This is a genomic window from Octadecabacter sp. B2R22 (assembly GCF_018861045.1).
Classification (GTDB): domain Bacteria; phylum Pseudomonadota; class Alphaproteobacteria; order Rhodobacterales; family Rhodobacteraceae; genus Octadecabacter.
In genome coordinates, this window is the sequence record NZ_JAHKQJ010000005.1 from 40,085 (window position 1) to 58,874 (window position 18,790).

Sequence of the window (18,790 nt, forward strand, 5' to 3'; positions counted from 1 at the left end):
TTTCGATGCTTGGGCATAACGCTGGAATGATCACTCGGACCCATATAAAAGACGACGCGCCCTCCACGGCGGTTTACTCAGATTGCGAAAGATATCGCTACGCCCTAACGCGAGTTTGGGATGAGGCCGGAACGTCGGTTCATTTTGTTATGCTCAACCCGTCCACCGCGACCGAGGTGCAAAATGATCCAACCGTTGAGCGCTGCGAACGCAGGGCGCGCGCTTTGGGGCATGGTGCGTTTCGGGTGACTAATATCTTTGCATGGCGTGACACCGATCCACGTAAAATGCGCGCCGCGTCCGAACCTATTGGCCCTGTAAATGACGACACGATCCTCGAGGGGTTGGCATGGGCGGATCAGACGATTTGCGCTTGGGGGACCCACGGGGAACACCTGAAACGCGGCCCGCAGATCGAAGCCATGTTGCGCGCTCAGGGCAGCCAACTGTTCCACCTTGGTCTGAGCAAAGCGGGCCACCCTAAACATCCACTTTATATCGCCTACACCCAAAAGCCTCAGATCTGGGCACAGGAATAGGCTCTGCCTGTTGTTAGGTACGCGTTAACCAATTTTCCCGATTTATAGGGTTTTTGGCGCTTCGATGATCTATGATCGCGGGGATTATCTCCATCCGCTACCTTGGGTTTGCCCCTCGCGGTCAGAATACGTCAGCCTTACGAAAGCAATTATCATGTTTATGCTTCTTGGCCTTGTGGGCCTTGCAATCGCGGGAACAGCCATTGTTGGCCTACCGACGTCCGACGACGACTCAACTGTGGACGACGACTCAAATACAGATGACGTCTTGATCGAACCAGAACATTCTGAAGCCGGCTCGAGTGGCGGAACAAACGGTCTCGATAACTTGCTCGGCGGAAGTGATGATGACAGCTTAGATGGCCTACTTGGCAATGACTATATTGATGGTGCCGGCGGAAATGACACCCTTGTTGGTGGCGGGGGCGACGATGACATGCATGGCGGCGACGGCGACGATAAGATTGTCGGCGACGATGGCGACGATCAGGTCTACGGTTACCTTGGCGATGACGAAATGTCCGGCGGCAACGGAGAGGACACGCTTCACGGCGGCAGCGGTGACGACCTAATTGATGGCGCCTATGACGACGACGAACTTCTTGGCGGCTATGGGAATGATACGCTGATCGGCGGCGCGGGCCGCGATATGATCCAAGGCAGCGAAGGCGACGATTTGATCGACGGCGTGACCGGTGAAGATGCAGGCGCAGAACAAGACTACCTGAACGGCAGCGAAGGCGATGACACACTTATCGGCAACGATGGAGACGTAATGTCAGGAGGGGACGGGGCAGACCGTTTTGAAGCCGAAAGCGGTTTGATTACGATCATGGATTACACTGATGATGACGTGCTTGTCGTCAAATACGATGACGTGGTTCCGACCCTGACGACACAGACCACCGACAGCGGGCTTTTGCTGTTGGCCGACGGGGATGCCATCGCAGAACTGTTTGGCATCGCGTCGCTTGACGTAGACATGGTGCAGCTCATGCCGATCTAGCAGCACATTTCCTTTGCTTTCGTAAGGGAATCTTCCTATATGCGCGCATCTGGCCTCGTTATCGGGGGCAGACCACCCTCCACGGGCCCTGCTGGACGACATCCCGGCTTGTGCCATTCACCCTTTAAATAAGGAGATCCCGATGTCGATTACTGCTGAAGAAAAAGCACGCTTGATGAAAGAATTCGCAATCAAAGAAGGCGACACTGGTTCGCCGGAAGTCCAGGTTGCGATCCTGACATCCCGCATTTCTACGCTCACAGAGCACTTTAAAACCCACAAAAAAGACAACCACGGTCGCCGTGGCCTTTTGAAAATGGTTGCTCTGCGCCGTAAGCTTCTGGATTACACCAAAGGCAAAGACGAGGCTCGTTACCAAGACCTCATCAAACGCTTGGGTATCCGCCGCTAAACCTTTTGGTTTTTGCGAACGAATAGCAGCCGCCTACGGGAAACCGTGGGCGGTTTTGCTTTTCCTGTGAACCGTATAGGGAAATCCCATGGACATTTTTCTCATCACCGCCCCCGGCCTGCAGGACCTGCTGGCAACCGAAGCCCGCGAAAAAGGGTTCAAAGTGACGTCTGTCATTCACGGCGGAGTCACGATCCGAGGTGAGTGGCCAAAGGTCTGGCGTGCCAACCTACAGCTTCGCGGGGCCGCACGCGTCCTTGCACGGGTTGCGGAATTTCGCGCCCTTTACTTGTCGCAACTCGAACTGAACACGCGTGACTTTGCGTGGCAGGACGTTCTGCCAAGCGGCGCATGGGTGCGCGTTGAAACCGCCTGCCATAAGTCAAAAATCTATCACGCAGGCGCCGCAACCGAGAGAGTCGAGAACGCGCTCTCCGCACGCGGTTACAACATCGCACGCGAGGAGGAAGATCTCGTCGACGCCCTATCAATCCGCGTCCGTATTGACCGTGACATCGTCACCCTATCGCTCGACACGTCGGGCGAACCTTTGCACAAACGCGGCCACAAGGAAGCCGTCAACAAAGCGCCTATGCGTGAAACCATGGCTGCGATGTTTCTGCGCGATGCAGGTTACAACGGCAAAGAGCCGTTTTATGACCCCATGTGCGGATCGGGCACCTTTCCAATCGAGGCCGCAGAAATCGCACGCCGGTTTGATTCCGGTCGCGCCCGCGCGTTTACGTTTCAGTCCCTGCCCAGTTTTGACGTCGAGGCGCTTGATGCGATGCGCAGCCCTGAACGGCCCGCAATGTTTAATGCCTACGGCAGTGATCGCGACCAAGGTGCTGTCACGATGTCCAAAGCCAATGCAGACCGCGCAGGCGTTGCCGATGTAACCGACTTCCAAGTGAAGCAAGTCAATGAGATCACTCCGCCGTGTGACGACGCTGGACTGGTCATGATCAACCCACCCTACGGCGGGCGTATCGGTAACAAGAAGCCGCTGTATGGCCTGTATTCTTCATTCGGAGATAGGATGAAGTCGCATTTCAAGGGGTGGCGCGTGGGGGTCATTACCACCGAACCCAGCCTCGCCAAGGCGACGGGCCTGCCGTTCAAACCCCTCGGCCCTGTTGTAGATCACGGCGGAATGAAAGTGCGGTTGTATCAAACGGACGCTCTTTGATGTGGCGTCTTGCGGTAATCATCACTGTTTTGATTCTCTGCGCTTGGGGCGCTCTACAGCTAAGCCGTTCAACCACATTCATGATTGCCGGCGAAGCCATCGCACGGGTCGAGACGACTGCGCCTGTTATCGCGATTACCTTTGATGATGGCCCATCCCCGCGCTATCTGGGCGACGTTCTGACGACGCTAAACGAACATGACGCCATCGCGACTTTCTTTCTAGTGGGGCAGGACGTTGTTACGCATCCGGAATTGGTCACTCAAATTGCAAATGACGGCCATGAGCTAGGCAACCATTCCTATTCGCACCCTCGTCTGGTTCTGATGTCCCCGTCCCGCGTCGCCGCCGAGATTGAGGCTACAGATCAAGCGCTCAGAAACGCTGGGTATACGGGTGCCATCCCTTTCCGTCCGCCTTACGGCAAGAAACTAGTGGTTTTACCGTTCTATCTCTCGCGTAACGAACGGCCTGCCATTATGTGGGACGTCGCCCCAGAAGGCGATCCTGCACTTGCGGGCGACGCAGATGCCATCACAGATTTTGTCCTGCAAGAGGCCCGATCAGGCTCCATTATTTTGCTCCATCCAATGTATGATAGCGGTTCTGCTGCACGCGCTGCTTTGCCAGCCATATTGTCGGGGCTATCGGCGCGTGGTTTTGAGTTTGTGACGGTCTCTGAGTTGCTAGAACTGCGCGCACCTTAGACTTCGGCACGTCGCGTCATCCTTGATCGAAATCGGACCCCTGCCCTAGAGTTTCTTTAACTCTGGGAGGGGAAACATGATTCCGACACTTCGTATTCTGATCAACATGGGCAGCTTGCAGCGGCTCGCACCTTTTTGGGTGTTGGGTTTTGTGCTGTTTTTCTTAAACTTTAGCATGCTGGCATGTGTGGCCGTCATTTACGGCTTCGTTCTGCAGTTCTTTGTGGAATACGTCATGCACCGGTTTCTGTACCACAAAGAACCACCCCAGCAGCAGGGCATGTTCAATGACCTGTATCGTAGCCATATCGGCCACCATGAATTCCCGACGAACCCAGAATTTTTTACCGGTGGTGACAATTGGTATGCGCTGAAATTTGGTCTAGTTGCAGCGGCACTTCACACGTTCGCTTTGTGGCCTATCCTAGGTCTGTCAAACGCGGCTTTGTTTGGAACTGTTGCTTTGTTCCTCGGATCAGTGAGTGCGTTTACCTTTTATGAATACTGCCACACGCTGGCGCATGTGAACGTGCCTAAGGGTTGGTTTGGAAACAAGGTCACGCAAAGCCACCTGCGCCATCATTTCAACGACCATGAGACCACGTTCCACGTCAGTTTTGGTATGGGATGGATCGACCGGTTGTTTGGCACATCTTATAGCCGCGAAGACGCACGAGAGAGGTTTGATCGCGATACGATCCTAAGCCTTGGTATGGACCCCGAAGACTTGCGTTTGGTCGAGGCCAGAAAAGCGTTTGGGCTCCCAAAATCGCCGAGAGACCGAGCCGTTTAAAAATATTCGACCGAATCTTTCCCGTCATGCGTATCATAGGGACACGCAACGTTTCGTGTTTCTGACAGTGATCAAAAAGGTTCCGCAATGATACGCTCGCTCCCCTCCATTACACTTCTATCCTGCCTTGCCGCGACATCTGCCTTGGCCGATGCCACCGACGACCGCATCCATGAATTGGAACATCTGTTTGTGAATGCCATGGTTCTGAACGGCCCTGAAGTCGTTGATTGCACGCTGTCCGGCGGCGCACAAAGCACCTGTTTTACAATTACAGTTAAGGCCGAACCACAAGACTACGAACCCGGCCCGTGGTGTCCGACATCCGGCAGCGACGGCCCAGAACTGGCAGGGAAGTGGTTTGTAGATGGTGAATTCGTCGATGCGGATGGCGCATTCATGGCGTCCTTGGCGGACGTTTACGATGACCCGAAATGGCAGATGGTTGATCCTGAAACAGGTGAGATCAAAGTGACGGATACGCTCGAACAGTGCGCTGCAGCCGCGCGTCCTGATGTGGGCCCCGAGTACGAAAACTTCTGCGTTGTCTGTGAACCATCCTATATGGATGATGACGCCGCAGTGACCTACACCATCCCGCTTGAACCCGTCGCCCAAGACAGCCCAACGCCAACCAACCAAACTGGATCTGGCGTCGCTTTCAACGGCGTGCGCCTTGATGGACCCGCCCCGGTCGATGCCATTCTGGGCGCGTATACGGTTGCCCCGTTCGACGACTGTGGCGGGCACGTGAACTTGCATGTTGGCTACCACTACCACGCGGCGACCGATTGCCTTGAAACCACGGCGCAGGATGATGGCGGCGACGCACCGGTTATCGGCATTGCAATGGATGGCTACGACATCCGCGCCCAACTTGGCGTTGAGGACCCGACGTTGGACGAATGCAACGGTCATGACCAAGGCGAGGGATACCACTATCACGCGGGCGAAGAAGGCGCGAACCTGATCCTCGGCTGTATGACGGCCCAAGCAGGCTGTGTGTCCGAAGAAGCAGGCGCAACCTGCGACGCATCTGCACGGCCACCACGCCCTTAAAAAGCTCTTGGGAAGCCTTTAAACACAAGGCTTCCCAAACGTCCGCTCGTCATGTAAACGCCCCCTATCTGAGACGTAACGCTTAAGACCCCGGCGTGCGCATAAGGACATGGGGTCGGTGGCAATGGGGCCACCAATGATACGAGGGACTTGGGAACGCCCAAGGGTGCCCTCAAATAGGAAACGATAATGTTCAAAGAAATTAAAAAATCCATTCAGTGGGGCGAAGAAACGCTTACACTGGAAACGGGTAAGGTTGCGCGTCAGGCAGACGGCACCGTGATCGCTACATACGGCGAAACAACTGTTATGGCGAACGTCACTTTCGCCAAGCAACAAAAGCCGGGTCAAGATTTCTTCCCGCTGACTGTTCACTACGGCGAAAAGTATTACGCCGCTGGTAAAGTACCAGGTGGCTTCTTCAAGCGCGAAGCACGCCCAACTGAAAAAGAAACACTGACAGCCCGCCTGATCGACCGTCCGATCCGCCCGCTGTTCGTTGAGGGTTTCAAGAACGAAGTACTGGTTATCTGTACTGTTCTGTCCCACGACCTCGTTAACGACCCAGACATGGTTGCAATGATCGCGGCATCCGCTGCTCTGACAATCTCTGGCGCGCCGTTCATGGGCCCGATCGCTGCTTGCCGCGTTGGCTTTGAAGATGGCGATTACATCCTGAACCCTGAAATGGACGACATGCACAAGCTGCGTGAAAACCCAGAGCAGCGTTTGGACCTTGTTGTTGCAGGCACCAAAGACGCCGTGATGATGGTTGAATCCGAAGCTTACGAACTGTCTGAAGAAGAAATGCTCGGCGCTGTTGAGTTTGCTCACGAGCAAATCCAGCCAGTTATCGACCTGATCATTGATCTGGCCGAAGACGCCGCGAAAGAGCCGTTCGACTTCTCCGCACCTGACTATTCCGATCTGTCCAAGGCTGTTGCCAAGGCAGGCGAAAAGCAGATGCGCAAAGCGTTCGCGATTTCCGACAAGCAGGAACGCACAACAGCCGTTGGCGAAGCCCGCACAGCAATCAAAGAAGCTCTGACAGAAGAGCAACTTGAAGATGCAAACCTCGGTTCCGCAATGAAAGGCCTCGAGGCCTCCATCCTGCGTGGCGACGTTGTGAAAACTGGTAAGCGTATCGACGGTCGTAAGACTGACGAAATCCGTGACATCGTTTCCGAAACTGGCATCCTGCCACGGACACACGGTTCTGCATTGTTCACACGCGGTGAAACTCAGGGTCTTGTTGTTACGACATTGGGTACTGGCGACGACGAGCAAATGATCGACAGCCTTCAGGGCATGTATAAGTCGAACTTCCTGCTGCACTATAACTTCCCTCCATACTCTGTTGGTGAAGTTGGTCGTTTCGGCCCTCCAGGTCGTCGTGAAATTGGCCACGGTAAGCTTGCTTGGCGTGCTCTTCAGGCGGTTCTGCCTGCGGCAACTGATTTCCCATACACCGTTCGCGTTGTGTCCGAGATCACAGAATCCAACGGTTCGTCCTCTATGGCGTCTGTTTGTGGTGGCTCCTTGTCCATGATGGACGCAGGTGTTCCGCTGAAATCAGCGGTTGCCGGTGTTGCTATGGGCCTAATCATGGAAGACAGCGGCGACTACGCCATCCTGTCCGACATCTTGGGCGACGAAGACCACCTCGGCGACATGGACTTCAAGGTTGCGGGTACCGAGAACGGCATCACATCCTTGCAGATGGACATCAAGATCGCAGGCATCACGCCAGCCATCATGAAAGAAGCTCTCGCTCAGGCGAAAGCGGGCCGTTTGCACATCCTTGGTGAAATGAACAAAGCGCTCTCCGGCGCGTCCGAGTTCTCCGAGCACGCACCACGCATCGAAACGATGCAGGTTCCAACGGATAAAATCCGTGAAGTCATCGGTTCTGGCGGTAAAGTTATCCGTGAGATCGTTGAAGTGTCCGGCGCTAAGGTCGACATCAACGACGAAGGCATCATCAAGATCGCATCGCCAAACGGCGAAGCCATCAAGAAAGCCTACGACATGATCTGGTCCATCGTAGCCGAGCCTGAAGAGGGCATGGTTTACACAGGTACAGTCGTGAAGATCGTCGACTTCGGTGCATTCGTGAACTTCTTCGGCAAGAAAGACGGCCTCGTGCACGTTTCTCAGATCGAAAACCGTCGCTTGAACCACCCATCCGACGTTCTGAAAGAAGGTCAGGAAGTTAAAGTTAAGCTTCTGGGCTTTGATGACCGTGGCAAGGTTCGCCTGTCCATGAAAGTCGTCGATCAGGAAACTGGCGAAGAAATCAAAGAAGAGAAGAAAGAAGACTAAAGTCTTCAATCTCAATTCTTGAACACAAGGGCCCCGACGGAAACGTCGGGGCCTTTTTTACGACTACCGAGGCTGTCACAAACTTGTTACATCTGCTGCGCACGCACCAGAAATGTACACGTCACGACCAACACGGAAAGCCGTAAAACAACGTATGTCCAACCCGTTTAACCCTCGCCGCCTCCCTGTGACGACCCGCCCCATGAGCGCGGCGTCAAAAACTATCATGTCTAACGTTGATGAGATGCTTAGCGCATCCGACCTAAAGCAAAACTACAAATCCGTACTGAAATCTCTGAACCGGGTTCCAGCTGCGGAAAGAAACCTCAGCTGGGTCGAACGAGCGATTATTCTTTACGCGAAAACTGGAAATAAGCTTTCGCGGGCAACCTCACTTAACACTCGACTCGCTGGAGCCCGCAAAAAAGCAGGCGAAAAGGCGAAATACGCGAAATTTTCCAAACGGCTTGAACAAGAAATTGCGCCCTATAGGCTAACCAATCACGGCAGGGTCCTGCCTTTCCGGCACCGAGACCCCGAACCCATTTTGGCGAATCTTTCCAAGGTTTTTTCCTTACTGGACAGCCATGGGTATGTGGCCTTTATCAACTCAGGAACCCTTTTGGGGGCAGTGCGTGACGGCGGTTTCCTTCCGCACGACGACGATATCGACCTTGCCGTTCTTATCACAGGAACGACCCCTTCAGAGCGGATCGCCGCGCTGCGTCAGCTCGGGCGGATCATTGAAGCATCTGGCCTAAGCACGTCCCCCGTTAAACTCAGCCGTTCGAGCCCTCTGGTTAAACTTGAAACCGCTGATAATGTTGGCGTGGATCTATTCCCGTTTTGGCTCGAGAATGATCGCGTCCACATCTGGCCCCACACCTTTGGCGAATTGTCTAAGGACCAAGTTCTTCCACTTGGCACAACGGTACTTCATGGCGTCACGGTGCCCACTCCGGCAGAACCAGAAGCAATGTTAGCAATCAACTACGGACAAGGATGGAAAAGCCCGGACTCTTTCTTTAGATTTGACTGGACGACAGCGCGGGAACGTTTCCATGATGAAATCGTCGCTTTCACGAGACAAAGCAGATCACTTCATAACAGGATTGCCCGCTTGTTCGGGCGCGGAGACCACCCCTAACCGACGCGGTTATGGACACACCTACGAAGTTACGTGACCGTGATCGGCAATACCTTGCCCAAAACACTCAATACAGGGCATAACGTGAATTATCGTACGTCTTACTGGGGATTATTTTAATGATTACGCGCCGCCATTTCCTAAACTCTGCCGCCGCAACGGCGGGCCTTGCCGCTTCATCTGCGTCCGCTCAAGGGTTTCTTATTCCCGAAAGCCAATTGCCACGTGTTGTGCGCATTGATCGTGACTATGCAACGGGTGAAGTCCACGTCGAACCCGGCAGCTTTAAATTGTATTGGATGCTCGGCCCTGGCCTAGCGATGGAATACTCGGTCGGGATTGGCCGCCAAGGCCTGTATGAAAGTGGCGATTTCGTCATTCGTGTCAAGAAAGAGTGGCCAAGCTGGACCCCTACGCCAGACATGATCGAGCGTAGCCCCGAATCCTATGCGCAATACGCAGATGGCATGCCCGGTGGCGTCAATAACCCGCTTGGTGCACGCGCCCTCTATCTATTCAGTGGCCAGCGCGACACTTTCCTTCGCATCCACGGCACCAACGCGCCACGCACAATCGGTAGTGCAGTGTCCAACGGATGCGTGCGACTGGTGAACAGCCACATTACAGACCTGTACAACCGCGTTCCTTTGAACACGCGCGCTGTCTTGCACTAAGTTTTCATTTATTTCGAAGAAGGCCCCGTCATTTGGCGGGGCTTTTTTTTATTTTCTCCCCGTGACCCGTTTACCCAGTAAATCGCATTGTGGGTTCTAACGTCCGATCACTGGACGTTCTTGGGAAGGAAATAACATGAAAAAACCATTAGCCGAATTCATCGGCACATTCACACTGGTCCTGTTTGGGTGCGGCGCGGCCGTAATCGCAGGGGCCGACGGCACAACAGGCATTGGCCTTGCGGGCATCAGTTTCGCATTCGGTCTGGCCCTGATCGGAATGGCCTACGGGATTGGTCCGATTTCGGGCTGTCACATCAACCCCGCTGTTTCTTTGGGCGCAGTTGCCGCAGGTCGCATGACCGTGGCTGAAGCTATTCCTTACATGATCGCACAGGTCGCGGGCGCAATCGCCGGTGCACTGGTTCTCTGGATCATCGCATCTGGCACAGCAAGCTACGAAGGTGGTCTTGGCGCAAACGGTTGGGGCGAAGGCTACCTCGGCGAATACAATATTCTCTCGGCATTCGTCTTTGAAGTCGTTGCAACATTCCTATTCGTCGTCGTCATCCTCGGTTCCACAGGCAAAGGCGCACCTGCAGCCATGGCGGGTCTAGCCATCGGTCTAGCGTTGGTCGTGATCCATTTGGTTGGCATCAAGATCACGGGTGTTTCCGTGAACCCTGCCCGTTCCATCGGGCCAGCTCTGTTCGCAGGTGGCGGTGCCCTTGGTCAGGTTTGGTTGTTCATCGTCGCTCCGGTTATCGGTGGCGTTGCAGCTGGCATCCTGTTCAAAACAGGCCTTCTTGACGCAGACGAAGCATAAAAAAAACGCCCCGCCCACCAATCCCGATGGGACGGTGGGCGGGGCGCCTTTGCGAAGCAAATAGCGACGCTCCCGTTACTCAGGCAATTTAGCCATCCGCAGGTACGGCAGCTTCGTGTCGATCGACCCATACTTGGCGATCGCATCTTCATCAGACACGCCCATTGGAACAACCACGTCTTGGCCAACGGTCCAGTTTGCTGGTGTTGCAACATTCTCGCGCGCGGCAGTTTGCAGACCGTCCAGTGCACGAAGCACTTCGGCAAAGTTACGGCCAACATTCATCGGATACGTCATGGACAGCTTAAGCTGCTTGTCTGGTCCAACGATGAACACAACGCGTACAGTCGCGGAATCTGCGGGTGTGCGACCGTCTGGCATGTAGGCTTCTGCTGGCAGCATGTCGAACGCCTTAGCAAGTTCAAGACCTTCGTCGGCAACAATCGGGAAACCCGCTTTGGCGCCGCTTGTGGCTTCAATATCCGTCTTCCATTTCTTGTGCTCTTCTACACCATCAATGGAAATCCCCAGCACCTTCGTGCCGCGCTTTTCCCACTCATCAGCCAGCTGTGCCACAGCGCCGAATTCAGTTGTGCAAACAGGTGTGAAATCTTTCGGGTGACTGAACAGAATGGCCCAGCTGTCGCCAATCCAATCGTGAAGGGCAAATGTGCCCTCATCAGTTTCAACAGTCAGGTTCGGAATCGTGTCGTTGATGCGCAAGCCCATGTCGGTGCTCCTTCTTGTTTACGTTCACTGTTCATATATGACTCGTGTTAGAACAGTTCTAGCACTGCCAGTAGCGCAAACACACCCTGCGACCATAAGTGCCAATCGGAGGATCGATCATGATCGAGAAAAGAGATTTCTACATCAATGGACAGTGGGTCTCCCCTGCCAAAGCAAACGACTTTACAGTAGTGGACCCGTCCACTGAAGAAGCCTGCGCTATCATCTCTCTTGGTGATCAAGCCGACACAGATGCCGCCGTTGCCGCTGCCAAGGCCGCCTTTCCTGACTGGGCGTTTGTAGACAAGTCCGAAAAAATGGCGCTGCTCAAGCGTTTGCTAGAAGTCTACAACGATCGCGCCGAAGAAATGGCCCAAGCCATGTCCATGGAAATGGGTGCGCCGATCTCTATGTCACGCATCAACCAAGTTGGCGCTGGGTCTTGGCACCTCGAAGGTTTCCTAAAGGCCTTTGAAACAATGTCGTTTGAACGCGACTTTACTGCGACTGAAAAAACCCTGTTGGAACCAATTGGCGTTTGCGCACTTATCACGCCGTGGAACTGGCCGATGAATCAGGTTGTCCTGAAAGCCGTCCCTGCAATCGCAGTCGGTTGCACAACGGTTTTGAAGCCGTCCGAAATTTCACCACTGTCGAGCGTTTTGTTCGCTGAATACATGGACGAGGCAGGTTTCCCTGCTGGCGTCTTCAACATGCTCAATGGCGATGGCGTTGGTGTTGGTTCTCAACTGTCCGCGCACCCTGATGTCGATATGGTTAGCTTCACGGGTTCGTCCCGCGCAGGTAAACTGATTTCGAAATCGGCGGCAGACTCCCTGAAACGCGTAAGCCTAGAGCTCGGCGGTAAAGGTGCGAACATCATCTTTGAAGATGCAGGTGCAAAAGGCGTTGAATACGGCGCATCCCGTTGCTTCCGCAACTCAGGCCAATCCTGCAACGCGCCAACGCGCATGTTGGTCGAATCGTCCTTCTATGACGAAGCCGTTGAAATCGCGACACGCGTTGCCAATGAAACCAAGGTCGGCCCCGCATCAGAAGAAGGCCAGCACATTGGCCCTGTCGTCTCTGAGGCACAGTTCGATAAGATCCAAGGCCTGATCGAGGTTGGCATTGGCGAAGGTCGTCTGACGGCCGGTGGTCTTGGTCGCCCAGACGGGCTGAACCGTGGCTTCTACGTCAAACCAACCGTAATCGCAGATGTCACAAACGACATGACCATCGCCCAGGAAGAGGTCTTTGGCCCCGTGTTGGCCATCATGAAGTTCGACACAATCGACGAGGCGATCGCTATTGCAAACGACACGCCTTACGGCCTCACTAACTACATCCAGACACCTGACGACGAAAAACGGCACTACGCGGCCCGTCGCTTGCGTTCAGGTATGGTGGAAACCAATGGCCAAGGATTTGCCCAAGGGTCACCGTTTGGCGGCTACAAACAGTCCGGCAATGGCCGCGAAGGCGGGCTATACGGTTTGGAAGAGTTCCTCGAAGTCAAAGCCGTCAGCGGTTGGACATCCTAAAACACAGATATATCAAAGGCGGCGGGCCCTCTCGCCGCCTTTTCCTTTTCTTGGTGGGCAATCGGCGCTAACAACCCGACATGCGCGCCAACTTTGTACCCACCACGACCCACAAACGTGACGAGTTTTCCGAAACCGTATCTGGCCATCTTGAGGGTGAGCCCGAGACGAAACTCGTGCTGCGCAAACTGGATGGCGTTCCGTTTTGGGCGAAACCCATCGCCGGGTTTCTTGCGCGTAAAGAAGTTCGCTCACTGCGTATAGTCACCGGCATTACAGGCACCCCCGATCTGATCCGCGTAGACGACGAAGGCATCCTGAGGAGTTGGTCTGATGGTATTCCGCTGAACCTCGCTAAGCCGGATGATGCCGCTTATTACAAAGACGCCAAACGCATCCTACGCGAAATGCGTCGGCGCAACGTCACGCACAATGACCTCGCCAAGCCGCAGAACTGGCTGATGGCACCGGATGGCACTGCCGCTGTGATCGACTTTCAGTTGGCATCGGTACATCGCCGCAAGGGCTGGATGTATCGCACGATGGCCTACGAAGACCTGCGCCATTTGGTCAAACAAAAAGGGCGTTATGCAAAGGATCTTTTGACGGCGTCCGAGCGCAAAATCCTAAGACGCAAATCCCTGCCGACGCGCATTTGGATGGCCACAGGCAAACGCCTTTATAACGGTATAACGCGTGGTTTGTTTAACTGGTCCGATGGTGAAGGCACCGGTAACCGCATTGCCAAAGAAGGCGCGGACATCACGGCTAACTTGATGGCAAATGATGCCGTGACAGGGGTTCGTCTTAGCCCGTTCGCATTGCCCGCCAAGGGAATGGGGATCTACGCCTTTGTCGAAACCAAACTGGACAGCGATGCCACGCGCGCATTGATTGCAGACAATCGTGTCGAATTGATCCAGCCGGTAACCCGTCTGCCCCGCGAAGATGTTGCTGAACTGGTGGCCATGAACCGCTTGGACGAACTGGAATTTCTTCTCGGCAAGGAACCCCAGCTACGAGCGGATACTCAGCCGATCGTTGACGCGCGCCTTAACCTGACCGACCGCCGATTGGCGGGCCTATAACCAAAAGAATAACATACGAAAGAGACTGCCATGACCAACACATCCAAACGCATCGTCCTGTCTAGCGATCACGCCGCGATCGACCTGCGCCAAGCCATCGCCAAGCACATCGCAGATCAGGGCTATGAAGTAGAAGACATCGGCCCGACAACCACCGAAAGCACGCACTACCCGCTCCATGGCGCGGCTGCGGCTGAACGTGTGGCGTCTGGTGATTGTGATCTCGGCATCATCGTTTGCGGTACAGGCCAAGGCATCATGATGGCCGCCAACAAGGTCAAAGGCATCCGTTGCGGTGTGTGCTTGGACACGTTCTCAGCGCGGATGACCCGCGAACACAACAACGCTAATATGTTGTCGCTTGGCGCGCGCGTGGTAGGCGAAGGTCTGGCACTTGATATCGTCGATGCATTTTTGGGCGCCGAGTTCGAAGGTGGCCGTCACGCAACGCGCGTGGATATGATCGAACCCTAAAACGGCGCCTTTGCGCGGTACCGAACGCCTTCGCCACCGTCAGGGTGGCGCAGGCGTAATTCTTCAGAATGAAGCATCAGGCGGGGATAGTTGAGCGCCTCACCTGTTGCATAAAACGGGTCCCCCAAGATCGGGTGACCAAGGCTGAGCATATGCACCCGCAACTGATGACTGCGCCCTGTCTTGGGCATCAACCGCACGCGGCTTTCGACACTGTCACTGCGAAGAACGCGCCAATCTGTCTGAGCAGATTTTCCCGTTTCATGGCAAACCTTTTGAAGTGGTCGGTTTTCCCAATCTACAATAAGCGGCAAATCTACCGTACCTGTTTTCGGCTCTAGCTTGCCCCAAACGCGGGCTACATAAGTCTTCTTGGTATAGCGTTTTTCAAATTGTAGTCCGATGTGGCGCTGCGCATGGGGCGTCAGTGCAAAAACCATTACACCGCTGGTGTCGCGATCCAATCGGTGGATCAATAGCGCCTGCGGGAACGCTTCCTGCACCCGCGCGATCAGACAGTCGGCAAGGTGCGGGCCTTTGCCCGGAACCGACAACAGCCCTGCCGGTTTGTTTACGATCAAGATTTCATGATCCGAGTGAATGACATCAAGCGGATCACTTGGCGGGTTGTAGTCACTGCTCATGCTTTACGACCCCGAAACATTGCAAAGGTATACAGGGCCAACGCTGCCCAGATCATCGGAAAGGCAATGGCGCGGGCAGAACCAAATGGTTCTTCAAAGACGAAGACCGCGACCAACATGATCATCGTTGGTGCGATGTATTGCATGATGCCGATCGTCGCGAGGCGCAGCCCCTTTGCCCCATTGGCATAGAGCATCAACGGCACCGCCGTGACCACGCCACAGCCCACCAAAAGCCACGTATCTGTGCTCGCCGGAAGGAAGCTCCCTTCACCCGTAATCGCCAACCAGCCGATATAGGCCAAGGCAAACGGGGTCATGATCAAAACTTCCAACAGAAACCCCTGATTTGGACCAATTGGCAGGGACCTTTTGAAGTACGCATAAAAACCCCACGACAGCATCAAAACCAACGCAGGCCATGGCAGGGACCCATTTGCGATTGTCAAAACGGCAACCGCGCCCGCAGCCAATGCAACGGCTCCCCACTGCAAACGGTTCAATTTTTCGCCCAACAAGACAGACGCAAGAAGTACGCTGAAGATTGGGTTGATATAATACCCCAGCGCCCCATCGAGCGTGCGTTCCGCTGCAATCGCCCAGACATAGGTCCCCCAATTCACGGAGATCAGCGCGGCGGTAATCGCGCCCATCATCAACGATTTAGGATCGCGCAGGATGCGGCGCACGTCTTTGGTTCGTCCCAACAGGATCAGGACAACGCCAACGATTGGCACCGACCATACCACGCGGTGCGCGACGACCTCACCGGCGGAAATATGGTCTAGGTACTTTAGGTAAAGCGGCAAGAACCCCCACAGAAAATATGCAGAAAACGCAAATCCGAAGCCGCGCCATGTATCTTGGTTGGGGGGAGGTGTATTCGCCATACGTGCATGAGCACGATTAAGCGGCCTCAGGTCAAGCCAAAGCCGTTCGTGCTGCAATCGTAATTTGTGATGCGCCGTTCACGAATTGAGATAACCACCCACGATGGCGATCAAAGCCCCCACATGCACGACCATGATCGCACGGTCCTTCCACATGACCCCGACCAGAAACCAAAGGATGATTCCCACCACAAAAGCGAGGATATTCCACGGCACTATGTTCAGACCTGTCAGCGCATAACCGATCAGTTGGACCACCGTCGCGATCCATTTAACGATGTCTACTCTTGCCACGAGCTAGACCTTTACGCGTTCTGACTTGGGGTCATACATCGGGCGTAAAGATGCCTCCGCATGCACTTTGGTGCCCATAACGTCGATTTCATAGGTTGATGCCAGAACCTCCGCCGCTTTTTCGCCCTTACAAGGGACATAACCAAGGCCAATGGCCCCGCCCAAGCTGTGCCCATACGCGCCAGACGACAGGTAGCCAACAATCTCGCCATCCCTCAGGATCGGTTCGTTGTGGTACAGCAACGGCTCAGGATCAGTGAGTTTGAACTGCACCATCCGCATATTTAGACCCTGTTCCTGCTTATCCAACACGGCTTCGCGACCGATGAAGTCGGGTTTGTCTTTCTTAACAGCAAAACCAAGGCCCGCTTCCATCACGTGGTCTTCGCAGGTGATGTCGTGGCCAAAGTGGCGGAACCCTTTTTCGATGCGGCAAGTGTCCATCATGTGCATCCCGCAAAGCGTCAGGTCGTGGTCTTGCCCCGCCTCGTGCAGAGTTTCAAACACATGGGCGGCTTGATCGGCGCTGACGTAGATTTCCCAGCCGAGCTCACCTACGTAAGTCACACGGTGCACCCGCGCGAGCCCCATGCCGATTTCAATCTCTTGCGCGGTTCCGAAGGGGTTCACGTCGTTGCTGAAATCAGCAGGGCTGACGGCTTGCAGCAGCTTTCGGCTGTTCGGCCCCATCACGGCCAAGACGCCTTCGCCTGCAGTCACGTCGGTGATGACCACGTTGAAGGCTCCCTTGTGGCGTTCCATCCAAGTTTGATCGGCCAGTCGTGTGGCGGCTGGGGTCACGACCAAATAGGCGGTCTCTGACAGGCGGGTCACTGTAACATCAGCCTCGATCCCACCACGCGTGTTTAGAAATTGCGTGTAGACGATTTTGCCGATGGGGCAGGAATAATCGCCGCCACCAATGTAGTTCAGATAGGCTTCGGCGTCAGATCCTTCGACCCTAATCTTGCCGAAAGACGACATATCATACATGCCGACGTTTTCGCGCAGGGCTTTATGTTCCGCCGCGACATTGTCGAAAAAATTCTGCCGTTGCCATGAGTATTCATACTCGGGCGTCTGCCCGTCCCGCGCGAACCAGTTGGCGCGTTCCCAGCCAGCTAGCTCACCCATCACAGCACCGTTCTGCAAGAGGTGCTGGTGGAATGGGGTGCGGCGAATGCCACGTGCGGTCGCTTTCTGGCGGTACGGGAAGTGATCAGCATAAAGAAGGCCGAGCGTCTCTTTGGACCGCTCCATCAGATAGGTTTTGTTGCCTTGAAACGGTTGCATGCGGCTAATGTCGACATCGCCCAGATCAAACGGTTTCTCTCCCGCATCCATCCACTGCGCCAACGCCATGCCAGCGCCGCCAGCGGATTGAATACCGACAGAATTGAAACCCGCCGCGACCCAGACATTTTCCATCTCAGGCGCAAGGCCAAGGTGGTAAGCGTCATCCGGCGTGAAAGATTCAGGTCCGTTGAAGAAGGTATGAATCCCTGCTTCGGCGAGCATCGGCATCCGCTCAACCGCATTCTCTAGAATAGGCTCAAAGTGGTCGAAGTCTTCGGGCAGTTGATCGAACTCGAAATCCTCTGGAATAGGACCCCAAGGCTTGGAAACAGGCTCGAATGCACCCAAAAGCATCTTTCCGGCGTCTTCTTTGTAATACGCGCATTCATCCGGAACGCGCAGCACTGGCAGCTGTTTGAGGCCCTGAATTGCCTCCGTGACGATATAGAAATGTTCGCAAGCTTGCAGCGGGACGTTGGTTCCGAGCATCTGACCGACTTCGCGGCCCCACATGCCTGCACAGTTCACGACGTGGTCACATTCGATCAAACCCTGCCCGTCAGCGTCTTCCCAGTGCACGCCGGTAATGCGCCGCCCTTCACGCACAACGCCCGTGGCTTTCACGCGTTCTTTGACGATGGCACCGCCTTGGCGAGCACCCTTAGCCAAAGCCAGCGCGATATTGGCAGGATCGCCTTGTCCATCAAGCGGCAAGTAGACCCCACCGACAACGTCGTCGATGTTCAAGTGCTCGTATTTTGCCTTCACCTCGGCTGGTGAAATTTCTTCCACGTCCACTCCAAACGCGCGCGCCATGGCCGCTTGGCGGTAGATCTCTTCTTTGCGTTCTTCGGTCAGCGCGACCGTAATTGACCCACAGCGTTTGAACCCTGTCGCGACACCTGTTTCAGTCTCTAATCCGCCGTAAAGTTCCTGAGAATACTTGGCGAGCTTGGTCATGTTCTGTGTCGCCCGCAATTGGGCAATCAGCCCAGCCGCATGCCATGTGGTGCCTGACGTCAGCTGTTTACGTTCAAGGAGAACGATATCTTTCCAGCCTTGTTTTCTCAGGTGATAGGCCACAGAACAGCCGATGACACCGCCACCAATAATGACAACTCGGGCTTTGTTAGGAAGATCGGCCATCTGTTTCGTCC

Annotated in this window: 19 protein-coding genes; 14 read left to right on the forward strand and 5 right to left on the reverse strand. The window is 54.8% G+C overall.

From position 1 onward, the window contains the following. Positions 1 to 26: 26 nt before the first annotated feature. From KO486_RS02710 to aqpZ, 11 genes are all read left to right on the forward strand, one after another. Positions 27 to 539 carry a DUF1643 domain-containing protein gene (locus KO486_RS02710; protein ID WP_216035709.1) on the forward strand — a complete coding sequence of 171 codons (513 nt, stop codon included), beginning with the start codon at positions 27 to 29 and terminating at the stop codon, positions 537 to 539. Positions 540 to 693: 154 nt separating this feature from the next. Further along, entirely contained in the window at positions 694 to 1,545 is an 852-nt protein-coding gene (locus KO486_RS02715; protein ID WP_216035710.1) for a calcium-binding protein, read from the forward strand. 142 nt (positions 1,546 to 1,687) lie between these two features. Continuing rightward, positions 1,688 to 1,957: a 30S ribosomal protein S15 gene (gene rpsO, locus KO486_RS02720; protein ID WP_216035711.1), complete on the forward strand. Its 270-nt coding sequence runs from the start codon at positions 1,688 to 1,690 to the stop codon at positions 1,955 to 1,957. Positions 1,958 to 2,045: 88 nt separating this feature from the next. Further along, on the forward strand, positions 2,046 to 3,146 hold the full coding sequence (locus KO486_RS02725; protein WP_216035712.1) for a class I SAM-dependent RNA methyltransferase: 1,101 nt from the start codon (positions 2,046 to 2,048) through the stop codon (positions 3,144 to 3,146). Beyond that, positions 3,146 to 3,853 (forward strand): polysaccharide deacetylase family protein, encoded by a 708-nt coding sequence (locus KO486_RS02730; protein ID WP_216035713.1) that lies wholly within the window; start codon positions 3,146 to 3,148, stop codon positions 3,851 to 3,853. Before KO486_RS02725 ends, KO486_RS02730 begins: the two co-directional genes overlap by 1 nt. Before the next feature lie 76 nt (positions 3,854 to 3,929). After that, a complete protein-coding gene (locus tag KO486_RS02735; RefSeq protein WP_216035714.1) occupies positions 3,930 to 4,646 on the forward strand; it encodes a sterol desaturase family protein in 717 nt (238 codons plus the stop codon). A gap of 87 nt (positions 4,647 to 4,733) precedes the next feature. Beyond that, complete coding sequence (locus KO486_RS02740; protein ID WP_216035715.1) at positions 4,734 to 5,705, forward strand: YHYH protein; 972 nt, start codon at positions 4,734 to 4,736, stop codon at positions 5,703 to 5,705. A 189-nt stretch (positions 5,706 to 5,894) separates the two neighbouring features. After that, positions 5,895 to 8,027: a polyribonucleotide nucleotidyltransferase gene (gene pnp / locus KO486_RS02745; RefSeq protein WP_216035716.1), complete on the forward strand. Its 2,133-nt coding sequence runs from the start codon at positions 5,895 to 5,897 to the stop codon at positions 8,025 to 8,027. A 595-nt stretch (positions 8,028 to 8,622) separates the two neighbouring features. Continuing rightward, positions 8,623 to 9,174 carry a LicD family protein gene (locus KO486_RS16575; RefSeq protein WP_216035717.1) on the forward strand — a complete coding sequence of 184 codons (552 nt, stop codon included), beginning with the start codon at positions 8,623 to 8,625 and terminating at the stop codon, positions 9,172 to 9,174. Positions 9,175 to 9,293: 119 nt separating this feature from the next. Continuing rightward, complete coding sequence (locus KO486_RS02755) at positions 9,294 to 9,848, forward strand: L,D-transpeptidase (protein WP_216035718.1); 555 nt, start codon at positions 9,294 to 9,296, stop codon at positions 9,846 to 9,848. A gap of 136 nt (positions 9,849 to 9,984) precedes the next feature. Beyond that, positions 9,985 to 10,674, forward strand: coding sequence for an aquaporin Z (aqpZ, locus tag KO486_RS02760; RefSeq protein WP_216035719.1), 690 nt, complete (start codon positions 9,985 to 9,987; stop codon positions 10,672 to 10,674). A gap of 75 nt (positions 10,675 to 10,749) precedes the next feature. Here the strand turns inward: aqpZ and KO486_RS02765 are convergent, their stop codons facing one another. After that, positions 10,750 to 11,403 (reverse strand): peroxiredoxin, encoded by a 654-nt coding sequence (locus KO486_RS02765; RefSeq protein ID WP_216035720.1) that lies wholly within the window; start codon positions 11,401 to 11,403, stop codon positions 10,750 to 10,752. Between the two features lie 119 nt (positions 11,404 to 11,522). Here KO486_RS02765 and KO486_RS02770 point away from each other — a divergent pair, with 119 nt between their 5' ends. From KO486_RS02770 to rpiB, 3 genes are all read left to right on the forward strand, one after another. Continuing rightward, positions 11,523 to 12,947, forward strand: coding sequence for an aldehyde dehydrogenase family protein (locus KO486_RS02770; RefSeq protein ID WP_216035721.1), 1,425 nt, complete (start codon positions 11,523 to 11,525; stop codon positions 12,945 to 12,947). Between the two features lie 80 nt (positions 12,948 to 13,027). Beyond that, positions 13,028 to 14,035 carry a serine/threonine protein kinase gene (locus tag KO486_RS02775; protein WP_216035722.1) on the forward strand — a complete coding sequence of 336 codons (1,008 nt, stop codon included), beginning with the start codon at positions 13,028 to 13,030 and terminating at the stop codon, positions 14,033 to 14,035. Between the two features lie 30 nt (positions 14,036 to 14,065). Continuing rightward, on the forward strand, positions 14,066 to 14,509 hold the full coding sequence (gene rpiB / locus KO486_RS02780) for a ribose 5-phosphate isomerase B (RefSeq protein WP_216035723.1): 444 nt from the start codon (positions 14,066 to 14,068) through the stop codon (positions 14,507 to 14,509). Here the strand turns inward: rpiB and KO486_RS02785 are convergent. The 4 genes from KO486_RS02785 to KO486_RS02800 form a co-directional block, all read right to left on the reverse strand. Next, complete coding sequence (locus KO486_RS02785) at positions 14,506 to 15,153, reverse strand: RluA family pseudouridine synthase (RefSeq protein WP_216035724.1); 648 nt, start codon at positions 15,151 to 15,153, stop codon at positions 14,506 to 14,508. The genes rpiB and KO486_RS02785 overlap by 4 nt on opposite strands. Beyond that, positions 15,150 to 16,043 carry an EamA family transporter RarD gene (gene rarD, locus KO486_RS02790; protein WP_216035725.1) on the reverse strand — a complete coding sequence of 298 codons (894 nt, stop codon included), beginning with the start codon at positions 16,041 to 16,043 and terminating at the stop codon, positions 15,150 to 15,152. The genes KO486_RS02785 and rarD overlap by 4 nt, the downstream gene beginning before the upstream one ends. 78 nt (positions 16,044 to 16,121) lie before the next feature. After that, positions 16,122 to 16,337: a DUF6552 family protein gene (locus KO486_RS02795; protein ID WP_216035726.1), complete on the reverse strand. Its 216-nt coding sequence runs from the start codon at positions 16,335 to 16,337 to the stop codon at positions 16,122 to 16,124. 3 nt (positions 16,338 to 16,340) lie between these two features. Then, positions 16,341 to 18,779, reverse strand: a complete 2,439-nt coding sequence (locus tag KO486_RS02800) for an FAD-dependent oxidoreductase (protein WP_216035727.1) — start codon at positions 18,777 to 18,779, stop codon at positions 16,341 to 16,343. Positions 18,780 to 18,790 lie beyond the last annotated feature (11 nt).

Bases quoted from the DNA above. Each gene is read 5' to 3' on its own strand.
- KO486_RS02710 (WP_216035709.1), top strand. From the start codon at position 27: ATGATCACTCGGACCCATATAAAAGACGACGCGCCCTCCACGGCGGTT.
- KO486_RS02715 (WP_216035710.1), top strand. From the start codon at position 694: ATGTTTATGCTTCTTGGCCTTGTGGGCCTTGCAATCGCGGGAACAGCC.
- rpsO (WP_216035711.1), top strand. From the start codon at position 1,688: ATGTCGATTACTGCTGAAGAAAAAGCACGCTTGATGAAAGAATTCGCA.
- KO486_RS02725 (WP_216035712.1), top strand. From the start codon at position 2,046: ATGGACATTTTTCTCATCACCGCCCCCGGCCTGCAGGACCTGCTGGCA.
- KO486_RS02730 (WP_216035713.1), top strand. From the start codon at position 3,146: ATGTGGCGTCTTGCGGTAATCATCACTGTTTTGATTCTCTGCGCTTGG.
- KO486_RS02735 (WP_216035714.1), top strand. From the start codon at position 3,930: ATGATTCCGACACTTCGTATTCTGATCAACATGGGCAGCTTGCAGCGG.
- KO486_RS02740 (WP_216035715.1), top strand. From the start codon at position 4,734: ATGATACGCTCGCTCCCCTCCATTACACTTCTATCCTGCCTTGCCGCG.
- pnp (WP_216035716.1), top strand. From the start codon at position 5,895: ATGTTCAAAGAAATTAAAAAATCCATTCAGTGGGGCGAAGAAACGCTT.
- KO486_RS02755 (WP_216035718.1), top strand. From the start codon at position 9,294: ATGATTACGCGCCGCCATTTCCTAAACTCTGCCGCCGCAACGGCGGGC.
- aqpZ (WP_216035719.1), top strand. From the start codon at position 9,985: ATGAAAAAACCATTAGCCGAATTCATCGGCACATTCACACTGGTCCTG.
- KO486_RS02765 (WP_216035720.1), bottom strand. From the start codon at position 11,403: ATGGGCTTGCGCATCAACGACACGATTCCGAACCTGACTGTTGAAACT.
- KO486_RS02770 (WP_216035721.1), top strand. From the start codon at position 11,523: ATGATCGAGAAAAGAGATTTCTACATCAATGGACAGTGGGTCTCCCCT.
- KO486_RS02775 (WP_216035722.1), top strand. From the start codon at position 13,028: ATGCGCGCCAACTTTGTACCCACCACGACCCACAAACGTGACGAGTTT.
- rpiB (WP_216035723.1), top strand. From the start codon at position 14,066: ATGACCAACACATCCAAACGCATCGTCCTGTCTAGCGATCACGCCGCG.
- KO486_RS02785 (WP_216035724.1), bottom strand. From the start codon at position 15,153: ATGAGCAGTGACTACAACCCGCCAAGTGATCCGCTTGATGTCATTCAC.
- rarD (WP_216035725.1), bottom strand. From the start codon at position 16,043: ATGGCGAATACACCTCCCCCCAACCAAGATACATGGCGCGGCTTCGGA.
- KO486_RS02800 (WP_216035727.1), bottom strand. From the start codon at position 18,779: ATGGCCGATCTTCCTAACAAAGCCCGAGTTGTCATTATTGGTGGCGGT.